Source organism: Paenibacillus mangrovi, from assembly GCF_022898935.1.
GTDB lineage: Bacteria > Bacillota > Bacilli > Paenibacillales > Paenibacillaceae > Paenibacillus_AQ > Paenibacillus_AQ mangrovi.
The window spans coordinates 695,545-709,780 of record NZ_JALIRP010000001.1; the positions used below are offsets into that span (position 1 = coordinate 695,545).

The 14,236-nt window shown below is 41.9% G+C and carries 15 protein-coding genes; 8 read left to right on the top strand and 7 right to left on the bottom strand.

The window, feature by feature from the left end; genetic code table 11:
* Positions 1-26: 26 nt before the first annotated feature.
* Together MUG84_RS03130 and MUG84_RS03135 are read right to left on the bottom strand one after the other, a co-directional pair.
* Complete coding sequence (locus MUG84_RS03130) at positions 27-341, bottom strand: hypothetical protein (RefSeq protein WP_244719674.1); 315 nt, start codon at positions 339-341, stop codon at positions 27-29.
* Positions 342-368: 27 nt separating this feature from the next.
* Positions 369-590: a hypothetical protein gene (locus tag MUG84_RS03135; RefSeq protein WP_244719677.1), complete on the bottom strand. Its 222-nt coding sequence runs from the start codon at positions 588-590 to the stop codon at positions 369-371.
* Positions 591-828: 238 nt separating this feature from the next.
* On the opposite strand from MUG84_RS03135, the gene MUG84_RS03140 reads away from it, so the two are divergent.
* Positions 829-1,215, top strand: a complete 387-nt coding sequence (locus MUG84_RS03140) for a DoxX family protein (protein ID WP_244719680.1) — start codon at positions 829-831, stop codon at positions 1,213-1,215.
* A 165-nt stretch (positions 1,216-1,380) separates the two neighbouring features.
* On the opposite strand, the gene MUG84_RS03145 is transcribed toward MUG84_RS03140, so the two are convergent.
* The 4 genes from MUG84_RS03145 to MUG84_RS03160 form a co-directional block, all read right to left on the bottom strand.
* On the bottom strand, positions 1,381-2,718 hold the full coding sequence (locus MUG84_RS03145) for a GntT/GntP/DsdX family permease (RefSeq protein WP_244719683.1): 1,338 nt from the start codon (positions 2,716-2,718) through the stop codon (positions 1,381-1,383).
* Between the two features lie 30 nt (positions 2,719-2,748).
* Positions 2,749-4,101, bottom strand: a complete 1,353-nt coding sequence (locus MUG84_RS03150; protein ID WP_244719686.1) for a D-serine ammonia-lyase — start codon at positions 4,099-4,101, stop codon at positions 2,749-2,751.
* 63 nt (positions 4,102-4,164) lie between these two features.
* Entirely contained in the window at positions 4,165-4,539 is a 375-nt protein-coding gene (locus MUG84_RS03155; RefSeq protein ID WP_244719690.1) for a RidA family protein, read from the bottom strand.
* Between the two features lie 337 nt (positions 4,540-4,876).
* Positions 4,877-5,431 (bottom strand): helix-turn-helix domain-containing protein, encoded by a 555-nt coding sequence (locus tag MUG84_RS03160; RefSeq protein WP_244719710.1) that lies wholly within the window; start codon positions 5,429-5,431, stop codon positions 4,877-4,879.
* Positions 5,432-5,779: 348 nt separating this feature from the next.
* Here MUG84_RS03160 and MUG84_RS03165 point away from each other — a divergent pair, with 348 nt between their 5' ends.
* The 3 genes from MUG84_RS03165 to MUG84_RS03175 all read left to right on the top strand — a co-directional run bounded on the left by MUG84_RS03165 (position 5,780) and on the right by MUG84_RS03175 (position 8,709).
* Complete coding sequence (locus MUG84_RS03165; RefSeq protein ID WP_244719713.1) at positions 5,780-6,970, top strand: acyltransferase; 1,191 nt, start codon at positions 5,780-5,782, stop codon at positions 6,968-6,970.
* Positions 6,971-7,301: 331 nt separating this feature from the next.
* Positions 7,302-7,661, top strand: coding sequence for a replication termination protein (locus tag MUG84_RS03170; protein WP_244719716.1), 360 nt, complete (start codon positions 7,302-7,304; stop codon positions 7,659-7,661).
* Positions 7,662-7,695: 34 nt separating this feature from the next.
* Complete coding sequence (locus tag MUG84_RS03175; RefSeq protein ID WP_244719720.1) at positions 7,696-8,709, top strand: Gfo/Idh/MocA family protein; 1,014 nt, start codon at positions 7,696-7,698, stop codon at positions 8,707-8,709.
* A gap of 85 nt (positions 8,710-8,794) precedes the next feature.
* On the opposite strand, the gene MUG84_RS03180 is transcribed toward MUG84_RS03175, so the two are convergent.
* Positions 8,795-9,748 carry a cation diffusion facilitator family transporter gene (locus MUG84_RS03180; protein ID WP_244719724.1) on the bottom strand — a complete coding sequence of 318 codons (954 nt, stop codon included), beginning with the start codon at positions 9,746-9,748 and terminating at the stop codon, positions 8,795-8,797.
* A 260-nt stretch (positions 9,749-10,008) separates the two neighbouring features.
* Between MUG84_RS03180 and MUG84_RS03185 the strand changes: the two genes are divergently transcribed.
* From MUG84_RS03185 to MUG84_RS03200, 4 genes are all read left to right on the top strand, one after another.
* On the top strand, positions 10,009-10,386 hold the full coding sequence (locus MUG84_RS03185) for a DivIVA domain-containing protein (protein WP_244719729.1): 378 nt from the start codon (positions 10,009-10,011) through the stop codon (positions 10,384-10,386).
* A gap of 881 nt (positions 10,387-11,267) precedes the next feature.
* Positions 11,268-11,843: a DMP19 family protein gene (locus tag MUG84_RS03190; RefSeq protein ID WP_244719733.1), complete on the top strand. Its 576-nt coding sequence runs from the start codon at positions 11,268-11,270 to the stop codon at positions 11,841-11,843.
* A 781-nt stretch (positions 11,844-12,624) separates the two neighbouring features.
* A complete protein-coding gene (locus MUG84_RS03195; protein ID WP_244719737.1) occupies positions 12,625-13,191 on the top strand; it encodes a hypothetical protein in 567 nt (188 codons plus the stop codon).
* A 254-nt stretch (positions 13,192-13,445) separates the two neighbouring features.
* A complete protein-coding gene (locus tag MUG84_RS03200; RefSeq protein WP_244719740.1) occupies positions 13,446-13,823 on the top strand; it encodes a hypothetical protein in 378 nt (125 codons plus the stop codon).
* Positions 13,824-14,236 lie beyond the last annotated feature (413 nt).

Below are 14,236 nucleotides of genomic sequence, written 5' to 3' on the forward strand. Positions count from 1 at the left end.
CGCGACAACACAGCTAATAAGGGTGACTAGCCGCTTCCTCCTACCCGATTGGGAATCATATGCGGAGCCTTCTGCGCCCGTTTCAGATCTCTGCCGAGCTGCTCCAAAGGGTCTCCGGTCAACCAGTCTTTATCCAGACTGAGCTTAAGCAGGCGCTGTTCCAGCTCAATGGAGGATTGGATCTGATGCATGATTTCAATCATGATTTGTTCCTCGGAAGAAACTTGCAGACAATCCAGGAGTCGTTCCATCCGCAGCCGATTATCCTGCAGCAAGTCTTCAGCGATGAACTGGTCATTAAATGCTTTTATACCGAGCAGGCTCTCCACGATGGGGTTCATAACTTCACCTCAGTAAGACGCGGAAGTTTATGGAATGCGAGTACGTAAACGTTGATGAAGCAACTGTAACATTTCATTGTTCATGGCAATGCTGTGCATTAACAGATCAGATAGTTCGGGGCAATGGACCAGCTGTAAGAAGGTGCCGGATTTTATCATTTGCAGCGTTTCATGTCTCAGGAGTGCCTGCCATGCGATGAGATCGGCATCACTTGGAAGCTGACCGGATTCTGGAGACGTAGTTTCCATAAAAAGACTCCATTCTTTTCGGCATAGTATAAACGGAAACATGAGCAAATATCCGCTTCTAAAAAAAGTGTTGACTAAAATCTAAAAATAATATATCTTTAAATCAAGATAAAAACACGAAGCACAGGAGAGGGATATACAATGATACGGTTAACGAAAGCATAGCAAATTTTTTTGGGTATATATCTCTAAATAAAGCTAAGTTAAATCAAGAATATTAAAAATGGAGGAATTTAAAATGATAGCATGGGGTTTGCTGATTATCAGATTGATCGTTGGATTGACTTTTGCAGGACATGGAGCTCAAAAATTGTTTGGATGGTTTGGAGGTCCCGGTATCAAGGGCACGGCTGGCTGGCTTGGTTCCATGAACGTGAAGCCGGCGCTTCCGGCAGCAATTGTCACTGGATTGTTTGAGCTGCTGGGCGGTCTTCTCTTCGCAGCGGGCATATTGACACCAGTGGCTGCTCTGATGATCACTGTGACCATGATTGGTGCAATTGTTACGGTTCATGGCAAAAATGGTTTCTGGGCTACGGCCAACGGTTTTGAATACAACTTGATTCTGATCGCTGTAGTTATAGGCGTCGGATTAACAGGACCTGGAGCTTATCACCTGTTTTAATTCTGTTTATTTGTGCATTGGCTATTCCTAGCTTCGCAAGTAGCTAGAGATGAAAAAGGTACTTTAATGACATGTTGTAGTAAGCATGTCATTAAGTACCTTTTTATTTCCGTATCTCTCCATGGCGAATGGCGAATGGCGAGGACGGTGTAATAATAGTATTTATTAAATGACTAGATTTAAAAGTAGTATACCGCCTAGAGAAACAAATGATGCAATAAGGCAGGCTGCAGTGAAGCTCTTAAACATATCCGGTAACGATAATCCTAAATATTCTTTGACAAACCAGAAACTCGAATCGTTGACATGGCACCAGCCAATCGCTCCGGAACCAATGGCGAGAACGATGATTTCCGGACTCACACCAGGGTAAGCAGCCAGCATAGGTGCTATCATGCCTGCAGTACTAATCATGGCTACCGTGGCGGAACCGATAGCAAGGTGCATAAGCCAAGCTATTAGCCAAGCAAGAATAATGATGTTCATATTTAGCGACATCAAAACCTTAGACAATTCATTACCTAACCCACTGTCAACTAATATCTGATTAAATGCTCCACCGCCGCCAATAATCAGCAATATGCCGGCAATCGGTCCAAAGCATTGTTCTGTAAGCGTTAACAGGTTTTTCATTTTTAAACCACGGGAAAGGCCTAATGTATAATAAGCTACAAATACCGAAATGAGAAGTGCTATCATTGGATTGCCTAGGAACGTAATAATAGGCAAAAACGCAGAATCTTTTGCGAGAAACAATGTACTAACCGTTTTTCCTACCATAATGATTAGAGGCAATAGGATCGTAAATAGGGTAATGCCGAAACCTGGTAGATTCTCAGATGGTGTTTCAGAACTCGGCTCTGATTCTTTTATTACCCCAGTCTTGCACTTCTTACTGATAAACTTGGCCCAAATTGGACCAGCTAAAATGGCCGTAGGTGTTCCTACAAGAAGAGCATACAGAATGACCTTACCTACATCAGCCCCCAAAGTTGTAGTAATTGCAAACGCTGCCGGATGTGGAGGCACCATCGAGTGAACGACCATCAGCGATACTGCCAAAGGAATTCCAACACGGAGCAACGACATCTTAGCTTGTTTGGCGACTATGAAAACCAAGGGGAAAAGTAAAACAAATCCTACTTCAAAAAATACAGGGATGCCGCAAATTAACCCGACAATTGTCATTGCCCAGGGAGCCCTTTTTTCTCCCATTGTTTCTAGTAATGTTCGTGCAAGGCGCTCGGCGCCGCCAGATACTTCCAACATTTTCCCTAAAATCGTACCAAGACCGATAACGGTGGCCAGAAAACCTAACGTTCCAGCCATTCCGTTTTCAATAGAAGTAGCAATCTTAGGAAGAGGCATACCTGTAGCAATTCCCACAAATATACACACTAATATTAAGGATAGAAAAGGATGTATTTTAACTTTAAGAATGAGAAAGATGAGAATTGCTATAGATGCGACTAATACCAGCATCATCATTGTTGCAGTGTCCATTGTCTTAACCTCCCTATGCTATAGAGTAAATTAGCTCATTGCACCTTTACGGTAGAAATCATCCATAACATCTTTAGGAACCATACCACCGCCAGTAGCCCAAAGAATGTGCGTGGCATTTTGCATCTTCTGTTCAAGGTGATTATTTTTCAAATAATCTTGTCCCATGGAAGAAGCGTGCAGTTGAACGGGTCCGATAAATCCTGCAACTGCCGATGGTTCTAAGAATATTCCTTCTGAATCGGCTAGCTTTCTAAGGATTCGATAGAGACATTCGTCTTGAACAGTAAAGACACCACTAATATCTTTCTCTAGTGCTTTGCCGACAAAGCCTGATGGTCTCCCTACGGCAAGCCCATCTGCTGCAGTCATATTATCAACGCCAAATTCCTGAGCGGATACCTCGCTATGCTTACGTGTCATTAAACCTAGCAGCATTGCCGGTGAATGGGTTGGCTCTGCATAGAAGCAATGAACATTGTCTCCAAATACGGTCCGCAATCCGAAAGTAATTCCGCCAGGAGCGCCGCCTACACCGCAAGGGAGATAGACGAAAAGCGGATGATCCTGATCGACTGCAATCTTCATGTCACTCAGTTGCTTTTGGAGCCGTTTAGCTGCTACGGCATAACCAAGGAATAGCGTTGTAGAATTTTCATCATCAACGAAGTGGCTATTGGGATCTTTCTGGGACTCTTGTCTGCCTGCTTCTACGGCTTTCCCATAGTCGCTATTGTGTTCAACGACGATTGCGCCTTTTTGCCGCAATAAATCTTTTTTCCATTCTTTAGCGTCAGTAGACATATGCACAACAACTTTGAAACCTAATTGGGCACTCATAATACCAATACTAAGACCTAGATTACCGGTTGATCCGACCACAATCGAATAGTTCGAAAATAGCGTCTTGAATTTTTCATCTGCCAGAATGGAGTAGTCATCGGTTATTGACAGCATGCCGTGTTTAAAGGCGATCTCTTCGGCCACTTTTAATATTTCGTAAATTCCTCCACGAGCCTTTACAGAACCGGAGATGGGCAGGTGACTGTCACATTTAAGATATAAATTCCCCGCTATTTCCTGATTGAACATTTCTGATAACTGCTGCTGCATTTTAGGGATGTTGACTAATTCAGATTCGATGATTCCGTTTTTTTCCTTGGTCTCCGGGAATACTGTTGCTAAATAGGGAGCGAAGCGAAGCAGACGTTGTTCCGCATCTTCGATATTAGCGATCCCTAATTCCGAGTTAATAATTCGGTTGTTGCAGCTCTCAAGCTGCGAGTTTACCCAGAAAACTTCCTTAGTATCAATGATTTCCTGCAGTAGTGGTAATTCATTCTTCCATTCTTCGATCGTTTTTCCAGCAATTTTGTTAGTCATGGTTACCTCCGTACTAAAATGGATATATTTTAAATCCAAAAGTTGATTTGGGTGATTTAAATTTTATTTTTCTGCGATGAATTCGATTTCAACTTTGGCTCCCTTAGGAAGACCTGCAACCTGGAAGCAGGAGCGTGCGGGCGTGCTAGACTTGAAATAAGAGCCGTAGATTTCATTTAAACTAGTAAAGTTGGCCAGATCGGTCACAAAAATAGTCGTTTTTACAATGTCCTCGAAATCGTATCCTGCTTCGTTCAAAATTGCGGAGATGTTTTCCATCACTTGTTTTGCTTGTATTGCAAAGTCATCATTCATTTCACCTGTCTGGGGATTAATTCCAAGTTGTCCAGACGCATACAAACGTGAAGCGCTTACAATTGCTTGCGAATAGGGTCCAATAGCAGAGGGAGCTTTATCAGTCATAATTGTTTTTTTCATATAAATTTTCTCTCCTTGTTTTGAAGTAACATTCCCATATATATCTAATTGCAGTTCTAATTGCAGTGTATTAATATATGGGCACCTCCATTGTTAATGATATTTCCATCGGAAGTTTAAAAGTTAAATCAGATTTAATAAATTAAGTACAGTTAAAGAGTAGCATTTTACGTTTATTAATTCAAGCTTAATATTTATCGATTTTTTCGAAAAAAAACCGCTTCTGTATTTACTAGTGTGAAATACACTTGTAAATACAAAAACGGTCTAAACAAATTTGCCTATGTAATTAGAGGATTTGTCCGCTTCATCTCTTAAAATGATTATCATCTGTTTTCTAAAATGTCGGAGGCGTAATAGCAAAAATAACGTTTGCTTCTTGATCCGATTTATTTTCCCACTTATGTTCTACCCCAGGTGGTATTTTTACGCTGTCCCCATGATATAAAGTCTCCACATCGTTCCCAATAAATAATACGACCTCACCCGACAATACATAAGCGACTTCTTCACCAATGTGTCGCATAGGTTTTTCGGCAGACTGGGAATCAGGTGGCAATTTCATCAAAACCATCTCAATGGAGCCGCTTAAATCCGGAGACAATAATGAATACTCCCAATTGTTCGATGATGGAAATATGACTTTTTTTCGGGAATCTGCTCTGGTGATTAAATCTTTAGTTTGCACAAATTCAGTAAACAAACTAAATAAAGGAACTTCTAATGCATCGGCAATCACGCGCAGAGTATTCAGTGACGGACTGGAAAGTCCTCTTTCAATTTGGCTTAACATGGATGAAGTTACATTCGTTATTTCTGATAACTGTTTAATCGTATAATTCTTGTTTTTGCGATATTTCGCTATTGTTTTACCTAATTCTAGATTATCCATAATTTATCATACCTCTGATAAAAATACCTCAAAATGAATTAATATGCCGTTCCAGAACTTAATATCCTATAAATATAAAGATATCATAAATCTTAGAAATATTAAAGTTTGTTTAGATTTTTTAGTTTCAGAGCATTACACTGCATGCAGGCGAAAAAGTCGTTCGTTTGCTCCTTATTGAAGTGCCAGAAGGTGTAAACTATGGGCTTATCCCCAAAAAATATTAAAAAAATTTGTCAAAAGAGCGCGTCAGATGATATATTCTGGCTGGCGCTCTTTTTTCGTTTAGTTGAACCTCGGGTGGTTTATACTGTATAAAGCTTTTTTTTCTAAGACAGGAGTGAGGTTATGCCGAAAAAAGCGAGGATTCATGAAATCGAACTACTGCGCGGGATGGCCTTTTTGGCCGTAGCGCTTCAGCATGCCATTGCCCATTATTCCATTGTGGACGGCGCCAAGATGGAGGACGGGGTACTCATGACCGTTCTGCTATTGGCAGCGAAATTTGCCGTTCCGGTGTTTATTTTTATCACGGGTTTAGTGCTTTTTTATAATTATGATGGACCTATTCACTATGGATCTTTTCTGCGCAAAAGGTTTTCTGATATTCTGGTCCCTTATATATTTTGGTCTGCCTTTTATTACGTCATGAGTCCCGCCTGGAACCATCCGGATCTCGGACAATGGGCGCTCATGCTTGTGACGGGGAAGAACAGCTATCATCTGTGGTATATCGTCATGATTTTCCAGTTCTATCTGCTGTTTCCACTGTTCCGGTATGTGATGCGGTTATGTGCCGAGAAGATTCCTTTCCGGTGGCGCGCTTGGGCGTTAACGGGGGCGGGAGTCGTTTGTTTGCTGCTGGTTTATAAGCTGTTCCGGATCGGAGACTTGATGACGGCTGCGAATATTCCGTTTCTAACACCATTTTTTACGACGTATGCCGACCGTAATTTTTTGTATTTTCTCTTTTATTTCCTGCTCGGGGCTGCGGCCGGCATGTACCGGGAACGCTGGTATGTCTGGCTTCAAAAAGGGAAAATTGTCTACTGGACCGTCTTTATCGTGCTTTTCGGGTATTATACGTATGTGACGGTCCGAAGCTTCGGGCTTCCGCCGGAATTTCATATTAATTTCAACCAGCTTAGCCTGCTACGGCCGTTGATTACATTGTTTCTTGTCAGCTCCGTCTTCGTCTTCTATTCATGGTCGAAAAAGTGGACAGAGGCGTCCGGCCCTGCCGGCCTGAAGGTGATGAACCTGCTCGGACGTTATTCGTACGGAGCCTATCTGGCGCATGCTTTCATGCTGAAAATGAGCTACAAGGTGGACGACTGGTTGTTCGGGGATTGGAATGTAACGCTGCGGATGCTGATGTCCTTCCTGATTTGCGTCGTATTATCCTATGGGGTGACAATCGCGCTGTCATATCTGCCTCTTGGAAAATGGACGGTTGGCGTGTCCTCGCGCAAAAAACGTCACCGGCCTGCGCCCATACAGGGGCAACCTCCGGTACAGTCTGTTGATGGAAATAGATGAAAAAAAACGAAGAAACTTGTCCTGCTTATGCCATTCGCGTTATAAACGAGTGATGCTACAAAGCAGCGGCAGGTTCTTTTTTTTATACAGTATTATTATTTCAACATATGAAAAATTCATATTAGTTAGTATAAGCACTGCTGATCTACATACTGGGAAGAAATCATATGCCGTTCTCGCATTGTACTTATTCACGTTTAAAAAGTGACTTTCAGCCTATGTCATGTCAAGATTTTGCGATGAAGATTTCATGTTATGCAATTTGGAAAATAGTCGTTTATAATGGATTTAAATTGGTTATTGTAGGAAAAGAAGCAAAGGGGGAAACGGTGTGGCTTTTATGATTGCACAGCGTGCTTTTATTAAAACGTATCTAATTACCATGGTTGAACAGCACAGGGGTTACGGGTATCAAATGCTGGAGGAGATGAGACAGGAATTTAAAAGCTACGGATACTCTCCTCCGCAAAGCGAGATATACCGGGCACTGCATGAACTGGTTCAGGAGGGTGTATTGTACCGGACCAAACAGCTGAAGGGGAATGATCCCCGCGTGGATTTTCAGGAGATTGTGCTGTATAACTTCACCGAAGACGGTCCGGAAAAGGCGAAGCTTTACAAAAAGCAGGTCAAAACGGATTTGGACCGCTGCTTAGGGATGTTAAATAAGGCGGTTAAGGATAATTACTAATAGACTTCCAAAGGCTGAAGGAGGTTAAGGCGTCATGGAAAAGAAGCTTCGCTGGGGAATACTGGGCACGGCCAGCATCGCACAAACTGCTTTTATACCAGGTGTTCAGAGTTCGCAAAAATGCATGGTACAGGCTATTGCAAGCCGCCATCCGGATAAAGCGGCACAAGCAGCAGAGAAGTTTGATATTCCGGCCTCCTACGGCAGCTACGAGGAGCTGCTTCAGGATCCTAAAGTCGATGCGGTATATATTCCGCTTCCGAATCATTTGCATAAGGGATGGACCCTAAAAGCCGCACAGGCGGGCAAGCATGTGTTATGTGAAAAGCCTGCGGCACTGGATGCCAGGGAGGCTAAAGACATGGTGGAGGCGTGCCGCAAGGCGGGCGTAATTTTCGCCGAAGCGTTCATGTATCGCTATCATCCCAAGCACCGCCGAGTCCATGAGATTGTGGAGAGCGGCGAGATTGGCACTATCCGGGCCATCCATGGAAGCTTTACCTATAACAATATAAAGGATACGACGAATGTCCGTTATCAGAAACATATGGGCGGCGGCTCCATCTACGATGTAGGCTGTTATCCGATTACCGCAGCGCGCATGATTCTGGGTAAAGAGCCGGTTGCGGCGTCAGTGCATGCTTTATTTTCGCCGGAGCATGAGATTGATCTGATGGCGACCGGGCTGCTTGAATTTCCAAATGATGTCGCACTTTCGTTCGATTGCGGCATGTCAGCCTCACCGCGCTGTAAACTGGAGGTGCTCGGCAGCGAAGGACGGATCGAACTACCGCTGGCTTTTGGCTGGGAACATGACGATGAACCACCGCAGCTGATCGTGTTCGCAGGGGATACGCAGAGGGAAGAGCGCCTTGGCGTATTCAATTCCTTTTCACTCGAAGCGGATGCCTTTGCCGATGCGGTGATGGATGATGAAATGCTGCCATTTGGTCCTGAGGATGCTATTTACAATATGAGAATCATTGATGCCTGCATAGAAGCTGCCAGGAAAAAGACTCGGGTTGTCATCGAGCAGGAGCAGTCTTGATATGCGCACCCAGATCAGCATGAATCCAACGCTAAATCCCCGTCTCTTTATGAAGAGAAGCGGAGATTTATTTTGCTGGAACGAATTAGATCATGTTTTCGCCTGCCAAACGGCAAGGAAAGGTCCCATTCTCAATCTGCAGTGTCGGATGCTCAATGCCGAATCGCTCGTGAAGCTCATGCGTCACCTGCTGAATGATCCGATCATTGCTTCCGGGTTCCGGGATCACCAGATGTACCGTCAGAGCGGTTTCCGTGGTGCTCATGCCCCAGATATGAAGATCATGGACGTCCGTAACGGACGGAAGAGATGCCAGATAACTCCGGATGGCGGCCGCATCGATTTCCGGTGGAACACTGTCCAGAGCCATGTTGAGCGAGTCCTTGAGCAGATTCCAGGTGCTGACGAAAATAACGACCACGATCAAGAGGCTGACGACAGGATCCAACCACTGCCAGCCGGTGAACATAATAAGAACTCCAGCAATCACCACACCAAGCGAAACACCCGCATCGGCTGCCATATGAAGGAAAGCGCCGCGAACGTTGAGGTCGCCTTTTCTGCCGGATAGAAAAAGCAGCGCTGTCGCGGTATTAATGGCAATACCCACAGCAGCCACCCATATGACAGTCGAACCGGTAACAGGCTCGGGACTCGCAAACCGCTGGATGGCTTCCCATGCGATGATGAACATGGCAGCCAGCAGAAAAATCGCATTCAATAATGCGGCTAAAATGGACGAACGGCGGAAACCATAAGTTCGACGTTCGGTTGGAAGCTTTTTGGAGAGAACACTGGCTGCCCAGGCGAGAACAAGTGCGAGTACGTCACTCAAATTATGACCGGCATCCGCAACCAACGAAAGAGAATGGCTGAGATAACCGTATGTGGCTTCCACGATGACAAAAACCGTATTTAGTATGATACCGAACATAAAAGCGCCATTGTAGCTGGCTGGACCGTGCTGGTGGTTGTGACCATGACTATGACTATGGTTGTGGCCATCGTGCGAATGATGATGGGAATGAGAAGCTGACATGATAAATACCTCCTATGCTCTTGATGTTGATACTTCAAAAAAACATATGAATATGTACTCATATATTGATAATAACACAATACATCAGTAAGTCAATGTCTGGAAAAAACAAGTGGAAAGGCGCGATTTCTTTGGAATATCCTCCAAAAAAACACCGGACTATTTTCATATTAACTCAGGTTGTGATATAAAAAATAAAGGGGATGTATATATTTAAATGATCACCCGTTTGAGTAGCAACCGATTTGGAGGTAATGGCAATGGATGAACATATGCAGCGCCGACTGGATAAACAGAGAAAGCTGTTTAAGCAGCTGGGTATACAATTGGACGCTCTTTCGATTCACGAAAAAGTGTTCAACACCAAGCTTAGGGGGTACGATCCAGAAGAGGTGGACTCCTTCCTAGATGAAATTATTAGCGATTATGAACGTTTTTACGCGACCATCTCTGATTTGATGGATAAATGGCAGGAGCAGCAGCTCGCACTGCGCGAAATGAAATCAACCTCCCGCCCCGAACCTGAACGTTTCACGATCGATCCGAAGCAAGTCGAAGAAATCGTCCTCAAAATGGAGTACAATCTTAGACAGCTCAAGAGCAAGATCAGGCCCGAACCCGATTTTTTCGTTGATTGATCAGCAGGTTACATATGCAGCGTTAAAACTCCCTTGGGAAAAGCGAAAGCTTTTCCGGGGGAGTTTTGTATTGAGTGGAGAAAAATTTAGGGGATTGGGTTGAAGGGTGGTAAAATATGTATTGGGTGAATGAGGTTCGTAAAGTGTGTTAGAACTGGGGGGATATGTGAGATTCGTAAAGCAGGACTGGATATGGGATATAAGATGCTGTAAAGGTAGAGTTTGTGGTATTCGTGGAATGGGAGTTATAGGACAGAACTTAAAGGACACAATTTAAAGAACAGAATTTAAAGGGGCAATTATGAAATACAAAATCCACAAAGATATTGAAAAAAACTAAAATAAGACACTATCTACCTCCAAGATTTTTAACAACACTACCTAATACATGGCCTAACAAGTGCACAATAATTGTTTTTAAGTGCGGAAGAAATGATGTCATTTTATCAAATATAGTCGAAGATGCAATTAATTCTGAATTACTAATTGATCAAAGAAATACTATTGCTTTCGGAGGTTGCTTTACAATCGAATCTGAAAATTTATTAAAGAGTAAAGGAATAAGTTATATAGCTTTAAGTTATTTTCCATGGACCGATGAAAGATATAAAGAAATAAAAGGAAATATGAAATGAATTATTTGCGGGAGCATTCGAAGAAGAAGTTCCGTCGTATAACACCGTATTCATGCATCGGGCCATTCGGCCCTCGGTCCGCCCGAGGCAGTTTCGAGAAGCTGGTTCAGGCGGACAACCCTGCGAACCTAACCGCATCGCGACCGGCAGCTGAAGCTGCCTTAAGGTTCTCTGATTCGTGAATACAAGAACGTTAGATGAAACCACTCAAAGAGTTTTATTGGTCGTATTTCAGGGAGGATAAGAATGAATAAAATTCGATTTATCGTACGGAAAATGTTTCCGAGTAATACGGATTTATCTAGTATTTTAGCCAGTGAGATAGTTGAGAATATATGTGCACGTATTTACCAAGAAGAAACATATTTACTTAGGGATAAAGAGGTTCTTGATAGTATTCCACAAGTGATTCGTGATTGCGTATTATTAATTGATTTAGATACTGAAATTAATATGAATGGTATCATCGGATATTTAGAAAACTCAACTGGGAAATTCATGGATGAGACAATTGAGGTTCTGGAGAGAATAGGAGCTGTAAGTGATGCAATAACCCTAAATAATATTAAGAAGAGCTTAGCTGAATATGGATTGAAAACAAGTAATTTACACGCTAATGTTCAAAACTTAAAAGAATATCAAATTAGTAATAATAGTCAAACCCATGGAAATATTGATAGTGAATTGCTTAAAAGGATCGAACAATTAGCTACGAACTTATATATTTATAACCAGGAAGAGAATATATTCGACGATTTGTATGACTATATTGAAGCCAACAAACAGCACTTAATTAATGAATTAAAGGAATTTTGTAAGTAACTCGAGGATGTTCGTGGCATCATCTAACACAGTATTCACGCGGCGGGCCTGACGCCCCTTGGTCTGCAAGAGGATTTTCGAGGAAGTGGATTCAGCAGACAACCCTGCACTGGCTAAGTCCGTCGGACCCGGGGCTAACGCCCTTCGGTCGCAATACAGATTTGTTTGAGAATTTTCCTACAGAAGTTAAATGGTATAATGCGCTTTTTCAGAAGCAAGATCTAAACGAAGTAATGTACATCAACTATAGTTATTGGAATGAATTATCAAGTAATACTAGACTTCCTATGCAGGCATCGAAGAATATCCAGAATCAAATTGAAGTCTTTGGAGTTAGTAACCAGGGGTTTCTAGATATTAACTTAGCGATCAAGAAAGGAAAAGTATTTCCAAAACTAATATTTGTGTCGATGAATGAGAATTCGCGAGTAGTCGTATTAGAAGGTCACGCGCGGTTGACGGCTTATTATATTGAGAGTGAATATATACCTGATGAACTTGAAGTAATAATCGGGTTCTCTGATAAGTTTAGCGTATGGGACTTATATTAAGAAAGTTTTGTAGGTTGTTCATAGAAGGTGCTGACATCCTATAACAAAATATCTACGCCTCGTCGCGTTCGCTCCTTGGTCCGCCGAGGTTTTTCGAGGAAGCGGAATCAGCAGACAACCCTGCATTACCTAATCGCATCGCGGCCAGTCGCTATCGCTCCTTTAAGGTAGTGAGGGTTCGTAGATACAACAACGTTATCGGCAATACCCTAAATTACTAGAAGGGAAATATGTCAATGCAAATTCAAAGAGGTACAATTACACAATTTATAAATAATATAGACACAGGGATATCTAATATTCGCAATCAAATGCTAAATCAAACTAGTGCAAATGGTAAATTATGGCTTTATGATCTTAAATTCAATAAAAGTTATCCTGATCCATTATTCAATACTCAGCAAAATTTTGGTGAGATTATTGATCAAGCTTTTACTTATTATGTTTCAATGCGTGCTGCTGAAGAGCTCTTTAACAAATTTCCTTGGATAACATACTTTGATATGAATATTGGAGCAAATAATGGTACAGATATTGAAAGTAATATCTCTTCGAATGGAGAAGTAGTTTTGGTTGAAGTATTTGCAGTTGTTAGACCATCAAATAATGGAAAACTTTCTAAAGAAATCAGGAATATCAGAAAACGAAAACCAAGTAAGGCAAAAGCAAGGAAGATTCATAGGTTTGTCTTTTTTTATTGTCCCGATCCCAATAATTACTATATAAATGCTTATAACTATTTGAATAAAGTTCAAAAAAACAAGGCTACTGTTCAAGTCAAGTGGATCAATATTTAGAAAGTTGCTCAAGAAGAGGGTACAGCCGATAACACCATGTTCACGCATTGGGGGACAAGCCCCCTCGGTCTGGCAGAGGAATTTCGGGGGAGTGATAGCAGCCAGACACATCCGCACCGACTAAGCGCATCGCGCCCGGGCCTTTGGCCCTTAAGTCGGTGGGACGTCGTGAACACACCAACGTTATCGGAAATTCCTGAGAAACATTCATAAATCAATAAATAAATCTTTCAAAATAGAGTGAAGGTGTCAAAATGAAAAACAAGTATAAATGGATATTTTCCTCAGTAGGAGGATTACTTCTTGTTGCTTGCTCACTTTATTTTTATTACTTTATCTACGGACAAGAAGTTAGGTCAGATTCGATAATTATAAACGAGATCAATATTAAAAAGAACGGAATACATATTTCAGGGGATACAACAAATTCAGCTATAGGATTTTCAGGTTATGAAACGGAACTTGTTGGTGTACAATTGTTAATTAAACCACGATATAGTTTTGTTTCACCGTTTAATAAATATGGTAGATTTGAGATAGAATACGATACAAAAGGTACACGGATAAGCGAAATATATATTGTTGGTAAGGAGAAGAACGATAAAAAGAAGATATGGCCACTACATAAATAATTTAAGATATTGAAACAAGACAAGTTATAGTATTTCGAAGAAGTCAGGAACTTCCTATAACATTGCATTCAACACGGCGGGTCGAGACAAGCTCGACCCTTGGTCCGGAAGTGGCATTTCGAGGAAGTGGAATCACCGGACACAATCAACCGGCTAAGTGGCAGAGCCACCCGGCACTACGTGCCTTAAGTCGCTTGAACGTCGTGAATGCGGGAACGTTAGACGAATGTACTGCAAACAAAAAGGACAATTGCTGTTGGGATTCTTCACGATGGAACCATAACTTCAATTAAAAGATATAATGATAATCTAAAAATAATAGTTCACATACCCTATCTAGCAGAAATGATAAACAGAAAATTTGAGTATTTTACATATAATTTTATAAATTGTACTAATTGGTTTTTTATGTT

What these genes read in the sequence shown, in the direction of transcription:
- MUG84_RS03180 (WP_244719724.1), bottom strand. Translation starts at nt 9,748, where the DNA reads ATGTCAGCTTCTCATTCCCATCATCATTCGCACGATGGCCACAACCAT.
- MUG84_RS03190 (WP_244719733.1), top strand. Translation starts at nt 11,268, where the DNA reads ATGAATAAAATTCGATTTATCGTACGGAAAATGTTTCCGAGTAATACG.
- MUG84_RS03200 (WP_244719740.1), top strand. Translation starts at nt 13,446, where the DNA reads ATGAAAAACAAGTATAAATGGATATTTTCCTCAGTAGGAGGATTACTT.
- MUG84_RS03165 (WP_244719713.1), top strand. Translation starts at nt 5,780, where the DNA reads ATGCCGAAAAAAGCGAGGATTCATGAAATCGAACTACTGCGCGGGATG.
- MUG84_RS03175 (WP_244719720.1), top strand. Translation starts at nt 7,696, where the DNA reads ATGGAAAAGAAGCTTCGCTGGGGAATACTGGGCACGGCCAGCATCGCA.
- MUG84_RS03195 (WP_244719737.1), top strand. Translation starts at nt 12,625, where the DNA reads ATGTCAATGCAAATTCAAAGAGGTACAATTACACAATTTATAAATAAT.
- MUG84_RS03150 (WP_244719686.1), bottom strand. Translation starts at nt 4,101, where the DNA reads ATGACTAACAAAATTGCTGGAAAAACGATCGAAGAATGGAAGAATGAA.
- MUG84_RS03145 (WP_244719683.1), bottom strand. Translation starts at nt 2,718, where the DNA reads ATGGACACTGCAACAATGATGATGCTGGTATTAGTCGCATCTATAGCA.
- MUG84_RS03130 (WP_244719674.1), bottom strand. Translation starts at nt 341, where the DNA reads ATGAACCCCATCGTGGAGAGCCTGCTCGGTATAAAAGCATTTAATGAC.
- MUG84_RS03160 (WP_244719710.1), bottom strand. Translation starts at nt 5,431, where the DNA reads ATGGATAATCTAGAATTAGGTAAAACAATAGCGAAATATCGCAAAAAC.
- MUG84_RS03135 (WP_244719677.1), bottom strand. Translation starts at nt 590, where the DNA reads ATGGAAACTACGTCTCCAGAATCCGGTCAGCTTCCAAGTGATGCCGAT.
- MUG84_RS03155 (WP_244719690.1), bottom strand. Translation starts at nt 4,539, where the DNA reads ATGAAAAAAACAATTATGACTGATAAAGCTCCCTCTGCTATTGGACCC.
- MUG84_RS03185 (WP_244719729.1), top strand. Translation starts at nt 10,009, where the DNA reads ATGGATGAACATATGCAGCGCCGACTGGATAAACAGAGAAAGCTGTTT.
- MUG84_RS03140 (WP_244719680.1), top strand. Translation starts at nt 829, where the DNA reads ATGATAGCATGGGGTTTGCTGATTATCAGATTGATCGTTGGATTGACT.